At 67.6% G+C, this 18,239-nt stretch carries 22 protein-coding genes; 10 read left to right on the plus strand and 12 right to left on the minus strand.

Annotated features, from left to right (window positions below; genetic code table 11):
• Positions 1 to 5 precede the first annotated feature (5 nt).
• Both AC1DNC_RS01035 and AC1DNC_RS01040 read right to left on the minus strand, forming a co-directional pair.
• Entirely contained in the window at positions 6 to 791 is a 786-nt protein-coding gene (locus tag AC1DNC_RS01035) for a sulfite exporter TauE/SafE family protein (protein ID WP_476860714.1), read from the minus strand.
• A gap of 18 nt (positions 792 to 809) precedes the next feature.
• Positions 810 to 1,595, minus strand: coding sequence for an ABC transporter ATP-binding protein (locus tag AC1DNC_RS01040; protein ID WP_476860715.1), 786 nt, complete (start codon positions 1,593 to 1,595; stop codon positions 810 to 812).
• Positions 1,596 to 1,728: 133 nt separating this feature from the next.
• Between AC1DNC_RS01040 and serB the strand changes: the two genes are divergently transcribed.
• Positions 1,729 to 2,625: a phosphoserine phosphatase SerB gene (gene serB, locus AC1DNC_RS01045; RefSeq protein WP_476860716.1), complete on the plus strand. Its 897-nt coding sequence runs from the start codon at positions 1,729 to 1,731 to the stop codon at positions 2,623 to 2,625.
• A gap of 76 nt (positions 2,626 to 2,701) precedes the next feature.
• Here serB and AC1DNC_RS01050 read toward each other — a convergent pair whose 3' ends face one another.
• Positions 2,702 to 3,475: an SDR family oxidoreductase gene (locus tag AC1DNC_RS01050; protein WP_476860717.1), complete on the minus strand. Its 774-nt coding sequence runs from the start codon at positions 3,473 to 3,475 to the stop codon at positions 2,702 to 2,704.
• 205 nt (positions 3,476 to 3,680) lie between these two features.
• On the opposite strand from AC1DNC_RS01050, the gene AC1DNC_RS01055 reads away from it, so the two are divergent.
• Positions 3,681 to 4,103 carry a DUF5655 domain-containing protein gene (locus tag AC1DNC_RS01055; protein ID WP_476860718.1) on the plus strand — a complete coding sequence of 141 codons (423 nt, stop codon included), beginning with the start codon at positions 3,681 to 3,683 and terminating at the stop codon, positions 4,101 to 4,103.
• Between the two features lie 25 nt (positions 4,104 to 4,128).
• On the opposite strand, the gene AC1DNC_RS01060 is transcribed toward AC1DNC_RS01055, so the two are convergent.
• Both AC1DNC_RS01060 and AC1DNC_RS01065 read right to left on the minus strand, forming a co-directional pair.
• On the minus strand, positions 4,129 to 4,548 hold the full coding sequence (locus AC1DNC_RS01060; RefSeq protein ID WP_476860719.1) for an Hsp20/alpha crystallin family protein: 420 nt from the start codon (positions 4,546 to 4,548) through the stop codon (positions 4,129 to 4,131).
• 101 nt (positions 4,549 to 4,649) lie between these two features.
• Positions 4,650 to 5,375 (minus strand): beta-ketoacyl-ACP reductase, encoded by a 726-nt coding sequence (locus AC1DNC_RS01065; RefSeq protein ID WP_476860720.1) that lies wholly within the window; start codon positions 5,373 to 5,375, stop codon positions 4,650 to 4,652.
• 151 nt (positions 5,376 to 5,526) lie between these two features.
• On the opposite strand from AC1DNC_RS01065, the gene AC1DNC_RS01070 reads away from it, so the two are divergent.
• From AC1DNC_RS01070 to AC1DNC_RS01085, 4 genes are read left to right on the plus strand one after another with little or no spacing between them, the layout of a single operon-like run.
• Positions 5,527 to 5,982 carry a DUF3099 domain-containing protein gene (locus tag AC1DNC_RS01070; RefSeq protein ID WP_476860721.1) on the plus strand — a complete coding sequence of 152 codons (456 nt, stop codon included), beginning with the start codon at positions 5,527 to 5,529 and terminating at the stop codon, positions 5,980 to 5,982.
• Positions 5,979 to 6,269 (plus strand): hypothetical protein, encoded by a 291-nt coding sequence (locus AC1DNC_RS01075; RefSeq protein WP_476860722.1) that lies wholly within the window; start codon positions 5,979 to 5,981, stop codon positions 6,267 to 6,269. The genes AC1DNC_RS01070 and AC1DNC_RS01075 overlap by 4 nt, the downstream gene beginning before the upstream one ends.
• Positions 6,270 to 7,148 carry an SURF1 family cytochrome oxidase biogenesis protein gene (locus AC1DNC_RS01080; RefSeq protein WP_476860723.1) on the plus strand — a complete coding sequence of 293 codons (879 nt, stop codon included), beginning with the start codon at positions 6,270 to 6,272 and terminating at the stop codon, positions 7,146 to 7,148. It begins immediately after the preceding gene.
• An 11-nt stretch (positions 7,149 to 7,159) separates the two neighbouring features.
• The gene (locus AC1DNC_RS01085; RefSeq protein ID WP_476860724.1) at positions 7,160 to 7,627 is read left to right on the plus strand and encodes a YbaK/EbsC family protein; all 468 of its coding nucleotides are present in this window, start codon (positions 7,160 to 7,162) and stop codon (positions 7,625 to 7,627) included.
• Positions 7,628 to 7,849: 222 nt separating this feature from the next.
• On the opposite strand, the gene AC1DNC_RS01090 is transcribed toward AC1DNC_RS01085, so the two are convergent.
• On the minus strand, positions 7,850 to 9,448 hold the full coding sequence (locus tag AC1DNC_RS01090) for an ABC-F family ATP-binding cassette domain-containing protein (protein WP_175323337.1): 1,599 nt from the start codon (positions 9,446 to 9,448) through the stop codon (positions 7,850 to 7,852).
• Between the two features lie 297 nt (positions 9,449 to 9,745).
• Here AC1DNC_RS01090 and AC1DNC_RS01095 point away from each other — a divergent pair, with 297 nt between their 5' ends.
• From AC1DNC_RS01095 to AC1DNC_RS01105, 3 genes are read left to right on the plus strand one after another with little or no spacing between them, the layout of a single operon-like run.
• Positions 9,746 to 10,528, plus strand: a complete 783-nt coding sequence (locus AC1DNC_RS01095) for a biotin transporter BioY (protein WP_476860725.1) — start codon at positions 9,746 to 9,748, stop codon at positions 10,526 to 10,528.
• Complete coding sequence (locus AC1DNC_RS01100) at positions 10,525 to 11,268, plus strand: energy-coupling factor ABC transporter ATP-binding protein (RefSeq protein ID WP_476860726.1); 744 nt, start codon at positions 10,525 to 10,527, stop codon at positions 11,266 to 11,268. The genes AC1DNC_RS01095 and AC1DNC_RS01100 overlap by 4 nt, the downstream gene beginning before the upstream one ends.
• Positions 11,265 to 11,903 carry an energy-coupling factor transporter transmembrane component T family protein gene (locus AC1DNC_RS01105; RefSeq protein ID WP_476860727.1) on the plus strand — a complete coding sequence of 213 codons (639 nt, stop codon included), beginning with the start codon at positions 11,265 to 11,267 and terminating at the stop codon, positions 11,901 to 11,903. Before AC1DNC_RS01100 ends, AC1DNC_RS01105 begins: the two co-directional genes overlap by 4 nt.
• Before the next feature lie 115 nt (positions 11,904 to 12,018).
• Here the strand turns inward: AC1DNC_RS01105 and AC1DNC_RS01110 are convergent, their stop codons facing one another.
• Together AC1DNC_RS01110 and AC1DNC_RS01115 are read right to left on the minus strand one after the other, a co-directional pair.
• Positions 12,019 to 13,245: a thiolase family protein gene (locus AC1DNC_RS01110; RefSeq protein WP_476860956.1), complete on the minus strand. Its 1,227-nt coding sequence runs from the start codon at positions 13,243 to 13,245 to the stop codon at positions 12,019 to 12,021.
• A 28-nt stretch (positions 13,246 to 13,273) separates the two neighbouring features.
• Positions 13,274 to 14,689, minus strand: coding sequence for a class I adenylate-forming enzyme family protein (locus AC1DNC_RS01115; RefSeq protein WP_476860728.1), 1,416 nt, complete (start codon positions 14,687 to 14,689; stop codon positions 13,274 to 13,276).
• 57 nt (positions 14,690 to 14,746) lie between these two features.
• Between AC1DNC_RS01115 and ypfJ the strand changes: the two genes are divergently transcribed.
• Positions 14,747 to 15,634: a KPN_02809 family neutral zinc metallopeptidase gene (gene ypfJ, locus AC1DNC_RS01120; RefSeq protein WP_476860729.1), complete on the plus strand. Its 888-nt coding sequence runs from the start codon at positions 14,747 to 14,749 to the stop codon at positions 15,632 to 15,634.
• A 158-nt stretch (positions 15,635 to 15,792) separates the two neighbouring features.
• On the opposite strand, the gene AC1DNC_RS01125 is transcribed toward ypfJ, so the two are convergent.
• The 4 genes from AC1DNC_RS01125 to AC1DNC_RS01140 all read right to left on the minus strand — a co-directional run bounded on the left by AC1DNC_RS01125 (position 15,793) and on the right by AC1DNC_RS01140 (position 18,210).
• A complete protein-coding gene (locus AC1DNC_RS01125; RefSeq protein WP_476860730.1) occupies positions 15,793 to 16,197 on the minus strand; it encodes a hypothetical protein in 405 nt (134 codons plus the stop codon).
• Positions 16,198 to 16,600: 403 nt separating this feature from the next.
• Positions 16,601 to 16,933 (minus strand): metal-sulfur cluster assembly factor, encoded by a 333-nt coding sequence (locus AC1DNC_RS01130; protein ID WP_146337626.1) that lies wholly within the window; start codon positions 16,931 to 16,933, stop codon positions 16,601 to 16,603.
• Between the two features lie 13 nt (positions 16,934 to 16,946).
• A complete protein-coding gene (gene sufC, locus AC1DNC_RS01135) occupies positions 16,947 to 17,744 on the minus strand; it encodes a Fe-S cluster assembly ATPase SufC (RefSeq protein ID WP_476860731.1) in 798 nt (265 codons plus the stop codon).
• Between the two features lie 106 nt (positions 17,745 to 17,850).
• A complete protein-coding gene (locus AC1DNC_RS01140) occupies positions 17,851 to 18,210 on the minus strand; it encodes a non-heme iron oxygenase ferredoxin subunit (protein WP_476860732.1) in 360 nt (119 codons plus the stop codon).
• Positions 18,211 to 18,239 lie beyond the last annotated feature (29 nt).

An 18,239-nucleotide genomic window follows, 5' to 3' on the forward strand; every position in this document is an offset into this window, starting at 1 on the left:
GGTGGTCAATTCAGCAACTTGGCAAGCATGAAGCCCAGGGCCACGGTTCCCAGGACGAAGATCACGCCGCGCAGCACCGGCGGGGAGAGGCGGCGTCCCACCTTGGAGCCGACCAGGCCGCCGATCAGCGAACTGACGGCGATCAGGCCGACCGCGGTCCAGCTGATCCGGTCGAACGCGAAGATCAGGTATGAGATGGCCGCGACAATATTCACCCCGAGCACCAGGATGTTCTTCATGGCGTTGGCGTTCTGCATGGTTCCGGCCATGAACACCCCGAGGATCCCCACCAGCAGGATGCCCTGGGCCGCGACGAAGTAGCCGCCGTAGACGCCGGCAAGGTAGACCAGCACCACGAGGAGGAGCCCGTGCTGCTTGTCGCGGATGGCGTGTTCCGGGTTCTGTTCCCGGTTCTGCACCCAGCGCTGGAGCCGGGGCTGGAACACCACCATCAGCAGGGCGAGCACAATCAGGGCCGGAGCCGCGTACTGGAACACCTTCTCGGGCAGGTGCAGGAGCAGGTAGGCGCCGGTGATGCCGCCCAGCAGCGAGGCGGGCAACAGCTTGAGGAGCTGGCGTCCCCGCCCGGCAAGTTCCTTGCGGTAGCCCCAGGCGCCGGCCGCGTTGCCGGCCACCAGGCCCATGGCGTTGCTGATGGAGGCGGTCACCGGGGCGAAACCGAGGGCGATCAGCACCGGGAAAGTCACCAGGGTGCCCGAGCCCACCACACTGTTGATGGTGCCCGCCCAGAGGCCGGCGAAGAAAATGAAGACGCTACTGAGGAACTCCACGCGCTGTCAGTGGCCCTTTCAGCGGCGGGCGGTGGCAGTGTAACGGCCCCCGGAGACGGTGACGTCGAGGTCTACGCCGAAGGTCTTGCTGAGGTTGTCCGCGGTCAGCACCTCGGTCAGCGGCCCGGAGGCGACGACGCCGCCGTCGCGCATCAACAAGGCATGGGTGAAGCCCGGCGGGACCTCTTCGAGATGGTGGGTGACCAGGACAATGGCGGGGGCTGCCTCGTCGCGGGCCAGCTCGCTGAGCCGGTGGACCAGGTCCTCCCGGCCGCCCAGGTCGAGGCCGGCGGCGGGTTCGTCGAGCAGCAGGAGTTCGGGATCCGTCATCAGCGCGCGGGCGATCTGTACGCGCTTGCGTTCCCCCTCGGAGAGCGAAGCGAAGGGCCGGTTGAGCAGCGGGCCCATCCCCCATTCGTTGAGCAGGGCGAAGGCGCGGCGTTCGTCGTCCTTCTCATAGCCCTCGCGCCAGCGGCCGGTGACCCCGTACGCGGCGGTCACGACGACGTTGAGCACCTTTTCGTGCTCGGGGATCTGGTTGGCGAGGGCGGCGGAGGAGAGGCCAATCCGCGGCCGGAGTTCGAAAACGTCCACGGCGCCGAGGATCTCTTCGAGGATCCCGGCCATGCCGCTCGTCGGGTGGAGGCGGGCTGCCGCCACCTGCAGCAAAGTGGTCTTGCCGGCGCCGTTGGGGCCCAGGATCACCCAACGCTCGCCTTCCTTGACCTGCCAGTCAACCTTGTCCAGGAGCGTCTTCGCCCCACGCACAACGCTGACGGCGGCCAATTCAAGAACATCACTCATAGGAGTAGACACTAGGACAAAAAAGCGGACTACTGATAACCCGGGCGTGGGTCCGGCGGAAGCGCCGCCAGCCCGCGTCACCGCGGCGAAACGAATTCCGGCCGGCTCCCGTGCGCTCGCTAGGATTGAGCCCATGAGTTCGAACGTGACCGCGGTCAGCTACGGCGTCAATTTGTCCCTTCCCGAAGTCGAGCAGTTGCGCCGCTCGCTGGCCGACGCCGGGTTGGCCATCGGCACCGAAACCACCACCGGCGACGGACGGTTCTCCGTCTACGCCGCCGACTGCACCCTGCCCCTCCCCCTGACCGAGGCCGGGCTGGCCGGCATCCGGCAAAGCGTAGCCGCGGCCGGCATCGAGGGCATCAACACGGCGGTCGTTCCCGCAGCCCTGCGGGAGGCTCCCCGAAAGTTCTTGATCATGGACGTGGACTCCACCTTGATCCGGCAGGAGGTCATTGAGCTGCTGGCGGCCTATGCGGGCAAGCGGGAGGAAGTGACAGCCGTGACCGAGGCTGCCATGCGCGGCGAACTGGACTTCGCCCAGAGCCTGCACGCCCGGGTGGCTGTGCTCGCCGGGCTGCCCGCCGACGTCGTCGATTCCGTCCGCGCCGAGGTGACCCTGAGCGACGGCGCCGCTGAACTGGTGGCGGCCTTCAAAGCGGCCGGACATGCGGTGGCCGTGGTCTCGGGCGGCTTCAACCAGATCCTGCGGCCGATTGCCGAGGGCCTGGGGCTGGACTACTGGATCGCCAACGAGCTGGAGATCGTCGACGGCGCACTGACCGGCAAGGTGCTGGGCGACGTGGTGGACCGCGCCGCGAAGGAAAAGTACCTGCGCGAGTGGGCCGCCGCGGAGGGCATCCCGATGGAACACACCATCGCGGTGGGCGACGGCGCCAATGACCTGGACATGCTTGGCGCCGCGGGCATCGGAGTAGCGTTCAACGCCAAGCCGGCCGTCCGCGCGGTCGCCGACGCCGCCGTGGACATGCCGTATCTCGACGCAGTCCGGCACATCGCCGGGGTGTGAGGCCCGCTAACGCGAGATGACACTTGACGGCAGTGTCCGTGAGGAACACTGCCGCCAAGTGTCATCTCGGTGGCGGCTAGTTGGTGCCGGCGCCGCTTGACTTGTCTGACTTGTCGAAGTAATCGGCGCCGCCGACGTATTCGGTGTGGCCTGTCTCGACGTCGGCGGTGGCCATCTTGGCGACCTCGGCAGCGAATTCCTTGACCGAGTAGAGCTTGCCGGCCTCGGCGCGGCGGGCCTCGATTGCGCCCGGGTTGGAGCGGTCCAGCAGCGTGGCGGTGACGGTGCCTTCAATCATGTCGCCGGAGACCACGACCAGCGAGATGCCCTTGTCGGCCAGGCTCGGAACGAATTCCCGGAGGGCGTCCTCGCCGGCGCGCTTGCTGCGGGCGACCGGTTCGTATTCGGGCATGGTGGGCACGGTTTCGATGAAATGCGCCTGGTGGCTGGTCACGAAGACCACGCGCGAGCCCTCCGACATCAGCGGGACGGCAGCATTGAGCATGTTCACCTGGGCGTCGCGGTTCAGCTTGAGCGCGTAACCCTCTTCCATGCCGGACTCCATCCCGCCGGAAGCGTTCAGGACCAGGAGATCCAGTGAGCCGAAGTTCTCCATTGCGGCGCTGGCGAGGGCCTGGACGCCTTCCTGCGTGGTCAGGTCCGCGCCCACGGCTGCGGCCCGGCCGCCCGCGGCCTCGATCTCGGAGACAACCTTGTTGGCGCGCGGCGCCTTCTGGCGGTAGTTGACGACGACGGCGGCACCCTCGGCGGCGAGGAATTTAGCCACCTCCGCGCCGATGCCACGCGATGAACCGGTCACGATTGCGGTCTTGTTGTCCAGCAGTCCCATTCGAGCTCCTTTGTTCCAAACATCCAAATACGTTGGGGTCTGTTGTCCATCATGCCAGCGGGCCACAGCATTTCGGTTGTCCGGGATCAACAAAGAAGCCGCGCGGGCCTAGTGCGGGTGGGCTGCCGGGAAGTGGTGCGCGGTGCGGGCGGAGGGCATGCCCGGGCGCTGTTGCGGCAGGCCTCAGGGGCGTAGGCTCGCGCCCATGGGCAGGCGCGGCAAGGACTCGACGCCGGAAGAGGTTTTCAGCGGGTCGCCGCGCGGCCTGGAGCTGTGCCGGGCGGTGGAACGCCTCCTCGAGGAGTCCGTCCCGCCCGGAGAGGCGCCTCCCGCGGCTACCCTGGCCGGAGCTGCGCCGGCCGGGATCAGGGCTACCACCAGTCAGGTTGCCTTCAGCGGGCGCCGCCGCGACTTTGCCTACGTGTGGTGGCCCGGGCGCTATGTCCGATCCGAGGTCCCGGCCGTACTGTCGATTGCCCTCCACGAACGCCTCGACTCGCCGCGGTTCAAGTCCGTGGTGCAGACTTCACCGGACCTGTGGATGCACCATCTGGAGCTTTGCGCCGAGGAGGACCTGGACCTCGAGGCTGCGGGATGGCTGCTGCGGGCCCGGGACGAAGCTGGATGACCAGCTTGCCCCGGGCCCGGCCGGATCAGCTTCGGTCGATCCTGATTTTCTTGGTCGGCTCGCCGGGCGCCGCTACCGGGGCCGGCGCCCGCACTTCAAGGACGCCGTCCTTGTAGGTGGCCGTGATGTCCTCTTCCTTGGCTCCGGCCGGCAGCGCGATGCTGCGCAGGAACGAGCCATAGCGGAACTCCGAGCGGTAGCCGGACTTGCTCTTGTGCTCGGACTTTTCCTCGCGCTCAGCCCGGATGTGCAGCATGCCTTCGCTGACCGACACGTCGACGTCTTTGTCGGGATCGATGCCGGGAACCTCCGCCCGCACCACCAGGGTGCTGCCGTCCTGGAACTGCTCGACCTTGATGGTCGACGCCATCGTCAGGTCGCCGTCGAGGAAGCGGCGGACAGGCTCCAACATGTCCGAAGGCGCCCACTTGCTGAGATCAGCCATAATAATCCTCCTGGATCCACGCCCCTGCCTTGGCGGTCAGGGGCTGTGGCTCCAGTACACGCCCCCGGCGGGGGCGCCGCATAGGGCCAAAGGCCCGGCGCCTAGTGGCCCATGCCGAGGCCGCCGTCGACCGGGATCACTGCGCCGGAGATGTAGGCGGCCTCGTCACTGGAGATCCAGCGCACGACGTCGGCGACCTCCGAGGCTTCGGCGAAACGGCCCGCGGGGACCTTGGACAGGTAATCCTTCTGCGTTGCTTCGGGCAGCTCGGCCGTCATGTCCGTGTTGATGAAGCCCGGGGCGACCACGTTGGCCGTGATTCCGCGTGCCCCGAGCTCGCGGGTGAGCGAGCGGGCAATGCCGACGAGACCGGCCTTGGACGCCGAGTAGTTGATCTGGCCCGGGGCCCCGTACAGGCCGGAGACGGAGGAGATGAGCACCACGCGGCCTTTGCGTGCCCGGATCATGCCCTTGGAAGCGCGCTTGATGACCCTGAAGGCACCCGTGAGATTAGTGTCGATGACCGAGGTGAAATCGTCCTCGCTCATCCGCATCAAAAGCGTGTCCTTGGTGATGCCGGCGTTGGCGACGAGGACCTCCACGGGGCCGTGGGCTGCCTCGACCTCGGTGAACGCCGCGTCAACGGAGGCCTCGTCGGTGACGTCCGCCTTGACGCCGAGAATGCCTTCCGGGAGCTTGGCCTCGCTGCGGTAGGTGACCGCCACCTTGTCGCCATTCGCGAGGAAGGACTCGGCGATGGCCAGGCCGATGCCCCGGTTGCCGCCGGTGATGAGGACGCTGCGGCCGGTGGAGGTTGCTTCAGACATATTGGGCTCCGGGTTTCTGCGGCTCACTGGCGCCGCGTCGGGGGGCTGGATTTTCCTGCCTCCGATCTTAGCCTCCGGCGCACCACCCCAGCCGCGCGGCAGTCGGCTGTTTGGGCGCCCCAGCCGATGGTGAGAGAATCGAAGGAAGCCTATGGAGCGTGATCTGACAGCCGTGACAAACAAGAACCGACCCGGTGAACGGACGTCCGGGGAGGACTCCGGCGACACCGAGGTCCACAGCATCACCGACGCCGCCACGGCGCACTCTGAAGAGATGCGTCAGCGGATGATCAAGTATGCCGTCGCGATGGGCATCCGTATGGTGTGCCTGGTCCTAGTGTTCGTGGTGGACGGCTGGTTCAAGATCCTCCCTGTCATCGGAGCCGTGTTCCTGCCGTGGTTCGCGGTGGTAATCGCCAACGGCAGTGACCACGCCGAAGTGCACAGCGAATCGTTGATCGACTACGTGCCGATGGGCGAACTTGACGCGCCGCGCTCCGAGGAATCGCCGCACCAGGGGCAGGCGGCGGCAGACGACGCGCCCATCACCCTGCTCCAGGGTGAGCTGATTGACGACGACGAAGACCACGGACGGGCAGCTTCATGAACATCTTTGACCTGGCCGGCTCCTCGGCCGAGCCTGCCACCGCGCTGTGCTCCCGCAAGGCGTGCCGCGCCCACGCCGAGTGGCAGCTGCTGTGGAACAACCCCAAGATCCACACGCCGGAGCGGCGAAAGATCTGGCTCGCCTGCCCGGAGCACCGCGACTGGCTGGAGGACTACCTGCAAATGCGGGGGCTGTGGAAGGAAACTCTTCCGCTGGACGGCGGCGAAGCCGCCAATACGGCAGCCGACGGCGCGCCGTCGGCGGTCGGCCAGGGCGGGGTCGGCTGAATGTACCGTTTCCTCTTCTCCAGCAAGTGGCTGGGCTACCTGCTGCTGGCCGCAATCTTCGCCACCGCCTGCGTGCTGCTGGGCCGCTGGCAGATGGACCGCCGGGCGGAGACCCTCGCGGAAATCAACCGCGTCGTCTCGAATTATTCGGCCACCCCGATCCCCTTTGCAGACGCCCGGGACGAGTTCGTAAAGCTCGACGCCGACCGCGAATGGACGCAGGTGGAGCTGCACGGCCGCTACGACGTCGGCGGGCAGCGGATTGTCCGCAACCGTCCGCTCAATGGCCAACCCGGCTACGAGGTGGTGGTCCCCCTCAAGCTGGACTCCGGCGACACGGTCGTGATTGACCGCGGCTGGCTCCCCATCGGCAACAAGACCCCCGGCAGCCCCGACTCGGTGCCTGCCCCGCCCACGGGAAACGTCACGGTGGTTGCCCGGCTCAAGCATTCCGAACCCGAGCTCCAGCGCGGCGCCCCGGACGGGCAGCTCGCGTCGATCGACCTGCCCGCCTATTCGTCCCAGCTCGGCTACCCCCTTCTCACCGGCGCCTACGGCCAACTCGCCTCTGAGACTCCTCCGGTAGCGGACATGCCCGTCGGCTTCCCCAAGCCCTCCACCGACGAGGGCACGCACCTGTCCTACTCGCTGCAGTGGTTCGCCTTCGGTGTCTTGATGTTCGTCGGCTTCGGCTACGCGGCGCGCCAGCAGGCGCGGAACGCAGCCATTGACGCCGAGGACGCGGAAGAGCGCGCAGCCGAGGACGGGTACCTGCACGCGAGCAACCCGGGCCCCCGCCGTCGTCCAGTCCCCCGGAAGCGGAAGACCGCCACCGCAGAGGAAGAGGAAGACGCCATCCTGGACGCCCAAGGATTCTGAAGGAGCGCTGAGTGGACTCCGACGCCGTAGCGAACGTCCGCCGCGCCCTGCACGCGGCAGGGGCCGCGGATACCGTGGCCGTCTTCGCTTCCGCCGTGCCCACCGCCGCAGCGGCGGCCGACACGCTGGGCTGCGACGTCGCGGCGATCGCCAACAGCCTCGTGTTTGAGCTCGACGGCGCTCCCTTGCTTATCCTGGCCAGCGGTGCCGCCAGGGTGGACGTCCGCAAGGTGGCGGCCCGCCTCGGGTCAGGGAAGATCCGTCGCGCGGATCCCGACTTCGTCCTGCTCCACACCGGCCAGCGCGTCGGCGGAGTGGCCCCGGTCGGCCACCCCGCCAAGATCAGGACCCTCCTGGACGAATCCCTGAGAAGCCACGAATTGCTCTGGGCCGGCGCCGGGGACCACAACGCAATGTTTTCGATCACCTACCAAGAACTCCACCGCATCACCAACGCAGAAGTAATGCCCGTCCGCTAGCGAAGGTGGACCGGCTCCAAACCCAACGGTGACGCCCAAGTAAACGCCGACCGCGAATGATTTTCGTAAGGTGCATCTAAGTGTGGACCACGGCGGCTGTGCAACCGCTAGCGGAACGGCGCGGCTGATTTGCGTAGCGTGCGTCTAAGCGAGGAACGAGCGAGCACGCGGCAAATCGGGCGGGCCGAGCCGCGAAGGTGACCAGAGAGCCGGAAGCAGAAACTACGCCAGCGTGATCAAATCGAGGTAGTCCTCGTTCCAAAGGTCCTCGACACCGTCGGGCAGCAGCACGACGCGCTCGGGGTTAAGCGCCTCGACAGCTCCTTCGTCGTGGCTCACCAGCACAACCGCGCCGGTGTAGTTGCGCAGCGCGCCAAGGATCTCGGAGCGGCTCGCCGGGTCGAGGTTGTTGGTCGGTTCGTCGAGGAGCAGCACGTTGGCGCTCGATGCAACGATGGTGGCCAGCGCGAGGCGGGTCTTCTCGCCGCCGGAGAGCACACCGGCGGGCTTGTCGACGTCGTCGCCGGAGAACAGGAACGAACCCAGGATTCCGCGGACCTCGGAATCGTTCATGTCCGGCGCTGCCGAGCGCATGTTCTGCAGCACGGTGCGGTCGACGTCGAGCGTCTCATGCTCCTGGGCGTAGTAGCCGACCTTCAGGCCGTGGCCGGGGATGACTTCGCCGGTGTCGGGCTTGTCCACGCCGGCGAGCATGCGCAGCAGCGTGGTCTTGCCGGCGCCGTTGAGGCCCAGGATGACCACCTTGGAGCCGCGGTCGATTGCGAGGTCGACGTCGGTGAAGATTTCCAGCGAGCCGTAGGACTTGCTGAGGCCGTCGGCGGTGAGCGGGGTCTTGCCGCACGGCGAGGGATCCGGGAAGCGCAGGGCGGCCACGCGGTCGTTCTCGCGAACCGCCTCGAGGCCGCCGAGCAGCCGTTCGGCGCGCTTGGCCATGTTCTGCGCCGCGACGGCCTTGGTGGCCTTGGCGCGCATCTTGTTGGCCTGGTCCATCAGGACCTGGGCCTTCTTTTCGGCGTTCGCGCGTTCGCGCTTGCGGGCCCGCTCGTCGGTTTCGCGCTGGGTCAGGTAGCGCTTCCAGTCCATGTTGTAGAAGTCGATCTGGGCGCGGTTGGCGTCCAGCAGAAAGACCTTGTTCACCGTGGCTTCAAGCAGTTCAGTGTCGTGGCTGATCACGATCAGGCCGCCCTGGTGGTTCTTGAGGAACTCCCGGAGCCAGGCGATGGAATCGGCGTCGAGGTGGTTGGTGGGTTCGTCGAGCAGCATCGTCTCGGCGTCGGAGTACAGGATGCGGGCCAGCTCCACGCGGCGGCGCTGGCCGCCGGAGAGGGTCTTGAGCGGCTGGTTGAGCAGCCGGTCCGGCAGGGCGAGGTTCGAGCAGATCGCTGCGGCCTCAGCCTCGGCCGCGTATCCGCCGGCCGCCAGGAACTCGGATTCCAGCCGGTCGTAGCGGTTCATGGCCTTGCGCTGGACGTTGGCGTCCTCGCTGGCCATCTCCTCGTGTGCCACGCGGAGCTTGCCGACGGCGATGTCGAGGCCGCGGGCGGACAGGATGCGGTCCCGGGCCAGCTGCTCCATGTCCGGCGTGCGGGGATCCTGCGGGAGGTAGCCGATCTCGCCGCTGCGAGTGACCTTCCCGGCGGCAGGCAGGCCCTCACCGGCCAGGACGCGGGTCAGCGTGGTCTTGCCTGCACCGTTACGGCCCACCAGGCCGATCTTGTCTCCCTTGTCGATCCGGAAGCTCACCTGGTCCATAAGCAGACGGGCGCCGGCGCGCAGTTCGAGATCCTGGACGGTAATCAATGCAGCTAAGGCCTTTCACAACAGGGAACGCCGCGGCACAACGGATGGCATCTGGACGGGGCCGGGGCAGTGTGGCCGAGAAAACGGCCTCTACCAGTCTACCGGCACCTCCTCCGCCGGGTGACATCGGGGAACGCGGCGGAGGACGGCGGCCTGCGTCAGCCGTCGCCAGCGGCCTTTGGCGAGGTTGTCCAGCAAGGGGGCCCGCGCTTAGTGGAAGGCCTACAAAATGCTGGGGTTGCCGCGGCCGTATCGTCGAAAGCAGGACCCCGGCCAGACGACCCGACAGGAACCATCATGAGCAACACCGACAATGCCGTCAGCAACACGAACGAGGCGGCTCGCCACGGCGGCGGCACGTCGCCGGCTGTTCCGGCCGCCCCGGCTGCCCCAGCCGGCCCGGCCGAGCAAGAGGCGCTGGGCGCCCCGAGCCGGTACCGGCGACGCCGCTGGGATGCGACCGATCTTGCCTTGATCGCCGTTTTTGCAGCGATCGTCGCGGGTTCCGCCCTCATTGCGGCGATCCCGGTAGGCGGTCTTGGTGTGCCGATCACCCTGCAGACACTCGCCGTCATGCTCACCGGACTCGTGCTCGGCCCGGGCCGCGCCTTCGCTGCCGTGGGTCTTTACCTCCTACTGGGCTTCGCCGGGCTGCCCATCTTCAGCGGCGGCCGCAGCGGGCTGGGGGTCCTGGCGGGACCGTCGGCGGGTTACATTTTCGGCTTCCTGCTGGCGGCCACGGCGGTCGGCGCACTCACCGCCGTCGTCCTCCGACGGACGGCGCCACACGCCGCGAAGACCCGGGCTGTCCTGCTTTTCGGTGCGGCCATGCTCAGCAGCATCGTCTTCGTCCATGGCCTGGGCATCCTCGGCATGATGCTCAATGCCAAGCTCAGTCTCTCCGCGGCTTTCCTCGCCGACCTGGCCTTTTACCCGGGCGATGTCATCAAGAACATCCTCGCGGTCACGGTCGCCCTGGCGCTGCACAAAGCGTTCCCTGACCTGCTGATCCGCCGGGTCCGCGACACAGGTGGAAGCGCAAACGAAAATGCAGCCGGACCCGCCGACGGTCACGCGTGAGTATTGTCTTCGACCGGGCGGCAGTCAGGGTTGCGGTCGACGGCCGCGCGGAGCCCAAGACCCTGCTTCACCCGCTGTCGTTGACATTGGCGGAACGCCGCATCGGCGTCATTGGGGCGAACGGCTCGGGCAAATCCACCCTGCTCCGGATGATCAACGGCCTCGTCGCCCCGAGTGACGGCACGGTGGCCGTGTTCGGTTCAGACACGGTCCGGGACGTGCGCGCCGTACGCCGCCGCGTCGGCTTCGTCTTTACCGACCCGCTCTCGCAACTGGTCATGCCGACCGGACGTGAGGACGTGGAACTGTCCCTGCGCCGCTCGGTGCGGAACGCCGGCGAGCGGCGCGCCCTGGCCGAGGCCTGCCTGGCGCGGCTCGGGATGTTGCGGCTGGCGGACCAGAGCATCTACGAACTTTCCGGGGGCGAGCGGCAGCTCGTCGCCCTTGCCGCGGTACTGGCCGTGGATCCGGAGGTCCTGGTCCTGGACGAGCCGTCCACCCTGCTGGACCTGCGGAACCGCGAACTGCTGCGCCGCACACTGTCCGGACTGGATCAGCAGATCATCCTCTCGACCCATGACCTCGAGCTCGCCCTCGATCTGGACCGCGTGCTGGTGGTGGACGGCGGCAAGATTGTGTTCGACGGCGGGGCTGCCGACGCCGTCGCGCACTACCGCAGGCTGTGCGCAGCACATCCAGCTCCCGTTCCGCCCGCCACCGGGGAGACGACGCGGCCATGAGGGGCCACGGCTTCCTGCTGGCCAATTACGTGCCCGGCTCCTCCCCGGTGCACCGTGCCCCGCTGTGGCTGAAGTTCCTGTTGGTGCTGGCGTGCGGGATGGGATCTTTCCTGGTGGCCGACTGGGCCGCTGCAGCTGCCGCCCTCGCTGTGCTGAGCGGGGTGTTCCTGCTCAGTGGAGCGGGTGTCCGCAGGCTGTTCCAGGCCGTGCGGCCCCTCCTGCCCGTACTGGCCATGATCGGGGTGTTCCAGTGGTGGCAGCTCGGCGGCCCCGTTGCGGCTCGCATCGTCCTGAATATCCTCGTCTGCGTGGTCGCGGCGTCGATTTTGACCGCCACCACCCCGGTTCAGGCCCTCTTGGACGGCGTGGCGTCCCTGGCCCGGCCATTCAGGCGGCTTGGCGCCGATCCCGAGCGGTTCGCGCTGACGATTGCCGTGATGCTGCGCACCATCCCATTCATTGCAGGCGCCTATGCCGATGTCCGGGATTCCGCGCGGGCACGCGGCCTGGACCGGAACCCGCGTGCCCTGGTGCTGCCGGTATTCATTACGTCGGTGGCCTTCGCCCGGCAGACCGGCGACGCCCTGGCGGCCCGCGGCCTAGGCGACGCGGATGATCGCGACCAAGACGACTGAAGGGGCTGCGGCCTGGGTTGGCGCCGGACATGCCCATTCCTACGCACGCGGAGTGGGCATATCAGCACTATGTCCAACGCTGGAGCCAGCAAGTGGGCATGTCCAACGCCGGGGGCTAGCCGAAGGAGCGGTACTCGAACAGCGCCGCGGTCCCCATCCCTCCGGCGATGCTGATCATGGCCAGGGCCAGCATGCCGTCCACCCGCTCCCTGCGGGCCTGGGCCAGCAGCCTGGTCACCAGCACCGCACCGGAGGCTCCGTAGGCGTGCCCCAGGGCGAGGGCTCCGCCGTCGAGGTTTGCCCGCTGCGGGTCGATGCCCAACTGATCGAGGCACGCCAGGGTCTGTGAGGCGAACGCCTCGTTGAATTCGACCAGCCCGAGATCCCCGGGACCGACGCCGTTGTTGGCAAGCAGTCGCTTGGCCGCGGCGGCCGCCCCCACGCCCAGCAGGCCCGGGTGCACGCCGGCGGTCTCCGTCCCGAGCACCAGCAGGCCGTCGCGGGCCCCAAGCTCGCGCGCCTGCGCCAGTGACGTGATCACGACGGCGGCCGCACCGTCCGCGTCGACGCAGGAGTTGCCCGCGGTCACAGTCCCGCCGGGAACGAACGCGGCCGGAAACCGCGCGAGCAGCGCTGGGGCCAGGGAACGGCGCGGGCCGTCGTCGGACACCGCCTCACCTCCATCCGGCGCCAACGAAACGGTCTCACCCGCGAAGGCGCCGGCCGCGGCGGCATCGAGTGCGCGACGGTGGCTGCGCAGGGCGAAGTCGTCCTGGCGCAGCCGCGGGATGCCGTAGCGGACGGCGACGTTCTCGGCCGCGACTCCCATATCCGGGTCGCCGAGGCTGTCCGGTGCGAATTGGGCCCGGCTGAAGAACTGCGGTTCGCCGTCCGCGCCGCGCCTGGCCCGGAGCGGCGCGGTGCTGATGCTCTCCACCCCGCCGGCCAGGTACACGCCTCCCCCGCCGAAACCGTTCCCGAAGCCATTCCCGAAACCGCCGCCTGACGCGACAAGCCGCGATGCCAGCACAATCGCATCCAGGCCCGAGCCGCATTGCCGATCCACCGTCAGGCCGGGGACGCCCACGTCCAGCCCTGCTTCGAGGGCCGCCAGCCGGGCGACGTTTCCGCCACCGCCCACCGCGTTCCCCACCACGACGTCCGCGACCTGGTCCGGTCCAACACCCGAGTCGGCCAGCAGGCGGCGCAGGACCGGCGCCAGCAGCTCGTGCGCCTGGAGGTTCTTCAGGGCTCCGTGGGCGCGGCAGATGGGTGTGCGCAGCGCCGCGATGATGACGGGTTGCCGGTCCTCCGGCAGGTGTCCGGCGCGGCCCGGGCTGATAGGAGAAGCCGGGGCAGGCAGCGACTGCTCAGCCAAGGCGACGGATTCGTGGATCGTTGAAGGCAATCCATTCAAGCAGCAGCGGCCGGCTGGGCTTGCCGCGGTCGGTGAGCGGCAGCTCCGCCAGCAGGTAATAGTCCAACGGTCTCTTGCTCCGGGCCAGGACGCCCTCGACGCCGGCCTTGAGCTGGGTGCCTGTCATTCCGCCATGGGAGGGCAGCACTGCGGCCACGACCCGTTGGCCGCGAAGGTCGTCCGGCTGCCCCGCCGCGATGGCGGCGGCGACTCCTGGCACGGAGGCCAGGGCGAGTTCCACCTCGTGCGGGTACACGTTGGTGCCGGACGTGACGATCATGTCCGAACGGCGGCCCAGTAAATGCAGGGTTCCCTCGGACAGGTAACCCCGGTCGCCCACGGTGTACCAGCCGTCAAAGCACTGCAGCGCCGCGCCGTCGTCGCCCCACAAGTACCCGTCGCTGACCATGCCGCTGCGGACACAGACATTGCCGTCGCCCCCTTCCGGAACCGGGGCGCCGGCGTCGTCGAGGATCTTGAGCTCGACGCCGGGAAACGGCTCGCCGATGCCGGTGCCACCCTCGGTTCCGGCAGCGGCTGGGGCAACGCCTGGCCGCAGTCCGGCGCCGGCGACGAAACTTAGCTCAGCGGCGCCGTAGTACTCGAAGATTGTCGCGTTCGGCGCCCAGCGGCGAGCCGCCTCCAAGGTCCTCGCGTCGAGCTTGGAGCCGGCGCAGATAATGCTCCGCAGGCCCGAGGCGTCCACCCCTCCGGCCAGGCCGCGCTCACTGAGCAGCCGCAACATGGTGGGAACCAGGATCAGCCGGGTGATCCCGTCGTGGCTGACCGCGGTGTGCGCGTCGCCGACGTCGAACTGCTCAAGGGTGTGGAATTCGGAGCCGGCATAAAGGCATTCGGCGAGTGCATAGAGGTTGAGGCTGGCGGCCAGGGGGCCGGGGGCGAGGGTTTTGTCGCCGGGCTGCAAGGCGAAGAACTCGACCGACGAGTCAAAGGAGCGCTGCCAGGAGCGGCGCGAGCGGCTGAATGCCTTAGGCACCGCCGTGGTCCCGGAGGTGAGTCCGATCAGGAACGGTGACTCCGGAGGCCCGTCGGCGAGCTCGTTGCCCAGATCCGTGCCGCCGGCAGGGACTGCTTCCGCAATCCGGACGGTCAAGTCGTCCAGCAGCTGTTGCGGCCAGGTGTTGTCCAGCACGGCGCAGCGCCGGCCGCCCGCCACGGCTGCTGAGAAGGCGGCCGCAAAATCCGTGGAATTGCGCTCGGCCAGTACCGAGACGGCCGGCGTCACCGGGACGAGGACGGCTGCCGCGTTCCGCAGTTCGGACCAGCTCAGGCGTTTTCCGGCCACGACGACGGCGGTGTCGTCGGGGCGCTCATCGGCCCAACGCTGGAGTCTGTCGAGAAAAGGCATCAACCCAACTTTACCGGGCAGCGGGCTGCGGTGGCCGGGAGGGGATAATGTGACAGCATGAGTTTCAATGACAACGTGCAGCTGGACCCGTCGCAGGTCCAGAGCCGCGGCGGCATGGGCCGTGGCACCAAAATAGGCGGCGGGATTGGCGGCGGCATTGTGCTGCTGCTGGCCGCGCTGTTCGGCATCAACCCGCAGTTGCTGGAGGGCCTGGCTGGCAGCACCCAGGACCAGCAGTCGCAGAGCCAGTCCACTGCGCCGGCGTGCAAGACCGGTGCCGACGCCGACGCCCGTCTGGAGTGCCGCATCGTGGGCACGGTCAACAGCTTGAACGCGTTCTGGCCGGCCTACCTGGCCAAGTACGGCGAGAAGTACCCGCAACCGCAGACGGTCCTTTTCCGCAATGCCACCAGCACCGGCTGCGGCAATGCCACCTCGGAAGTCGGCCCCTTCTACTGCCCTGCTGACCAGACGGCGTACTTCGATCCGGGCTTCTTCCAGGAGCTTGTGGACCGCTTCGGCTCCTCGGGCGGCCCGTTGGCGCAGGAATACGTGGTGGCCCATGAGTTCGGGCACCATATCCAGAACGTCCTCGGCACCATCGACCGCGCCCAGCAGGATCCCCAGGGTCCGCAGTCCGGCGCCGTGCGGGTGGAACTCCAGGCCGACTGCTACGCCGGCCTCTGGGCCCGCTACGCGACCACCACCAAGGACCCGAAGAGCGGCCAGCCGTTCCTGGAACCGCTCAAGACCCAGGACCTGCAGGACGCACTGTCCGCCGCCGCGTCCGTGGGCGACGACCGGATCCAGAAGGCCGCCACCGGCCGGGTCTCTCCCGAGTCCTGGACCCACGGCTCCAGCGCGCAGCGGCAGAAGTGGTTCTACCAGGGCTACAAGACCGGCGACATCAACCAGTGCGACACCTTCAAGGTCGCAACCCCGTAGCGACTAAACAATCGACTGCTCCGTAACGGCCCTTATGATCCCTCAAAAGGGCCGTTTCGGAGCACTCGGTGGCATCAGAAGAGGAACCCACCCCGCCGGATGACCGCATGGCTGCCCTGGCCGGCGACTTGCAAGCCATCAGGCTCTAAGCGGTCAGCCTATTTGCCGAGGAAGGCGCGGTAGCTGCTCAGGGTCCCGGGGCCGGAATAGCCCAGATCGGACGGAGAGACGGCCGACGCCCCGTTCGCGGAGATCACCTGGATGGCCAGGTTGACGTCGGGGTCCCCATTAGCTGCGTCCACGACGGCTGGCAGCGCATCCCGGAGGACGCCCACCAGGACCTCCCGGTCCGAGCTGTCGGAATGCAGGAAGACATCCCCGCTGCGGCCCATGCCGCCCGAAGACTTGTAGCTGGCATCCACGGAGGCCACGTGGGCTACCGGTTCGGCTGCCGCTTTGTACTTCGCGGAGTAGTCCGAGTCCGCAGTCCCCGCCCCGGCGCCGCAGCCGGCCACGCCCAGAATCAGCAGACCCGAGGCCAGCGCGGTGGCGACCGTCTTCATGGCGCTGCTGAAATTGATTCCGGCAACAGTGCGTCGGCTCCGGAATTTCACGGATTCCGAGAAAAACGACCGGATGGCGTACTGCCGCCGCCGGAGGTGGCGCCGAGGCCCCTTCGTCCCTGGTGCAGGCGTGAACGGTCCTGCCGCCACGGGGAAGGCCGAAGGAAAGCGGCGGTGGGGATGCTCATGCTGCGAGCCTATCTGTTAGCCAGCCCAGCTGCCGTCCAATGCCACCGGCCGGTCTCGCCTTCAAGCTCGCTACCCCGTAGCGACTAACCCATCGACTGCTCCGTAACGGCCCTTATGAGCCCTCATAAGGGCGGTTATGGAGCAACCGATAAAACGACGACGGCGGACCCACCTCATGGAGGTGGGCCCGCCGTCGTTTTGGTGCGGTGGGAATCTAGATGTTGAAGCCCAGGGCGCGCATCTGGTCGCGGCCGTCTTCGGTGATCCGCTCCGGACCCCAAGGCGGCATCCAGACCCAGTTCAGCCGCCAGTCGTCGACAATGCCGTCCAGGGCCTTGCCCACCTGCTCCTCGATCACGTCGGTCAGCGGGCAGGCAGCCGTGGTGAGGGTCATGTCGATCAGCAGGGCGCCGTCGTCGTCCGAGTACTTCAGGCCGTACAGCAGGCCCAGGTCAACAATGTTCACGCCCAGTTCCGGGTCGATCACATCCTTGAGTGCCTCTTCGACATCCTCGAGGCCCGTGCGGGCCGTATTGATTTCGGTCATGGCGTAGTCCTAACTAGGCCTGTGCTGCGGCTTCGGCGGCAGCGATGGTGGCGGCTCCGGCGCCCTGGACGTAACGGTCGTAGCCTTCTTCTTCGAGGCGGTCCGCCAGCTCCGGGCCGCCCTCTTCGACAACCTTGCCGTCAACGAACACGTGCACGAACTCCGGCTTGATGTAGCGCAGGATCCGGGTGTAGTGGGTGATCAGCAGGGTGCCCATGTTGCCTTCCGCGTGGGCGCGGTTGACACCCTCGGAGACAACCTTCAGTGCGTCGACGTCGAGGCCGGAGTCGGTCTCGTCGAGGATGGCGAACTTCGGCTTGAAGAGCTCCAGCTGGAGGATCTCCACGCGCTTCTTCTCGCCGCCGGAGAAGCCCTCGTTGACGTTGCGCTGGGTGAAGTCCGCGTCGATGCGCAGCTGCGCCATGGCGGCCTTGACGTCCTTGGTCCAGGTGCGCAGCTTCGGGGCTTCGCCGTCGATCGCGGTCTTGGCGGTGCGCAGGAAGTTGGTCATGCTGACGCCGGGGACCTCGACCGGGTACTGCATGGCCAGGAAGAGGCCGGCGCGGGCGCGCTCGTCGACGCTCATCGCGAGGACGTCTTCACCGTCGAGCGTGATGGTGCCGCTCGTGACGTTGTAGCGCGGGTGTCCGGCGATGGTGGAAGCCAGGGTGGACTTGCCCGAGCCGTTGGGGCCCATGATGGCGTGGGTCTGGCCGGTCTTGATGGTCAGGCTGACGCCCTTCAGGATTTCCTTGGTGCCCTGCTCGGTGTCAATGCTGACGTGCAGGTCCTTGATCTCAAGAGTAGACATGTGTCTTGTTCTCCTCTGCACCCGCCTCGGCGGCGGTGCGTTTTCTCGTCGATAAGTTTTGTTAGTGCTGGCTGCCGGCCGGGGCGAGCCTGGCTCGCCCCGGCCTTCAGCCGAAGTTCGGGGCCTCGGCGCCGTTCAGGATGGTGCTGACGTCCACGTAGACGTTGTCATCCTGGATGGTGACGGCGAAGACCGGGACTGGATCATAGGCGGGCAGCTGCAGCGGCTGGCCGCTGCGCAGGTCGAACTGGGAGCCGTGGCCCCAGCATTCGATCTTGCAACCTTCCACTTCGCCTTCGGAGAGCGAGATGTCCGCGTGCGAGCAGGTGTCGCCGATGGCGTGGATCTCCCCCATCGAGTCCTTCACGACCGCTACCGGGTAGTCGTCGATCAGGATGCGCAGCGCCTGCTTTACCTGGATCTCGCTGGTGTTGCAGACCAGCTCGCCCTTTGGCTGTTCCGTCATAATGGCAGTCCGTATCCCCTAGTGCTGCG

The organism is Arthrobacter sp. 01N442 (genome assembly GCF_056399345.1).

Excerpts from the sequence above, each read along its gene's own strand:
- AC1DNC_RS01040 (WP_476860715.1), bottom strand. The coding sequence starts at position 1,595 with ATGAGTGATGTTCTTGAATTGGCCGCCGTCAGCGTTGTGCGTGGGGCG.
- serB (WP_476860716.1), top strand. The coding sequence starts at position 1,729 with ATGAGTTCGAACGTGACCGCGGTCAGCTACGGCGTCAATTTGTCCCTT.
- AC1DNC_RS01050 (WP_476860717.1), bottom strand. The coding sequence starts at position 3,475 with ATGGGACTGCTGGACAACAAGACCGCAATCGTGACCGGTTCATCGCGT.
- AC1DNC_RS01055 (WP_476860718.1), top strand. The coding sequence starts at position 3,681 with ATGGGCAGGCGCGGCAAGGACTCGACGCCGGAAGAGGTTTTCAGCGGG.
- AC1DNC_RS01060 (WP_476860719.1), bottom strand. The coding sequence starts at position 4,548 with ATGGCTGATCTCAGCAAGTGGGCGCCTTCGGACATGTTGGAGCCTGTC.
- AC1DNC_RS01065 (WP_476860720.1), bottom strand. The coding sequence starts at position 5,375 with ATGTCTGAAGCAACCTCCACCGGCCGCAGCGTCCTCATCACCGGCGGC.
- AC1DNC_RS01070 (WP_476860721.1), top strand. The coding sequence starts at position 5,527 with ATGGAGCGTGATCTGACAGCCGTGACAAACAAGAACCGACCCGGTGAA.
- AC1DNC_RS01075 (WP_476860722.1), top strand. The coding sequence starts at position 5,979 with ATGAACATCTTTGACCTGGCCGGCTCCTCGGCCGAGCCTGCCACCGCG.
- AC1DNC_RS01080 (WP_476860723.1), top strand. The coding sequence starts at position 6,270 with ATGTACCGTTTCCTCTTCTCCAGCAAGTGGCTGGGCTACCTGCTGCTG.
- AC1DNC_RS01095 (WP_476860725.1), top strand. The coding sequence starts at position 9,746 with ATGAGCAACACCGACAATGCCGTCAGCAACACGAACGAGGCGGCTCGC.
- AC1DNC_RS01105 (WP_476860727.1), top strand. The coding sequence starts at position 11,265 with ATGAGGGGCCACGGCTTCCTGCTGGCCAATTACGTGCCCGGCTCCTCC.
- AC1DNC_RS01115 (WP_476860728.1), bottom strand. The coding sequence starts at position 14,689 with ATGCCTTTTCTCGACAGACTCCAGCGTTGGGCCGATGAGCGCCCCGAC.
- ypfJ (WP_476860729.1), top strand. The coding sequence starts at position 14,747 with ATGAGTTTCAATGACAACGTGCAGCTGGACCCGTCGCAGGTCCAGAGC.
- AC1DNC_RS01125 (WP_476860730.1), bottom strand. The coding sequence starts at position 16,197 with ATGAAGACGGTCGCCACCGCGCTGGCCTCGGGTCTGCTGATTCTGGGC.
- AC1DNC_RS01130 (WP_146337626.1), bottom strand. The coding sequence starts at position 16,933 with ATGACCGAAATCAATACGGCCCGCACGGGCCTCGAGGATGTCGAAGAG.
- sufC (WP_476860731.1), bottom strand. The coding sequence starts at position 17,744 with ATGTCTACTCTTGAGATCAAGGACCTGCACGTCAGCATTGACACCGAG.
- AC1DNC_RS01140 (WP_476860732.1), bottom strand. The coding sequence starts at position 18,210 with ATGACGGAACAGCCAAAGGGCGAGCTGGTCTGCAACACCAGCGAGATC.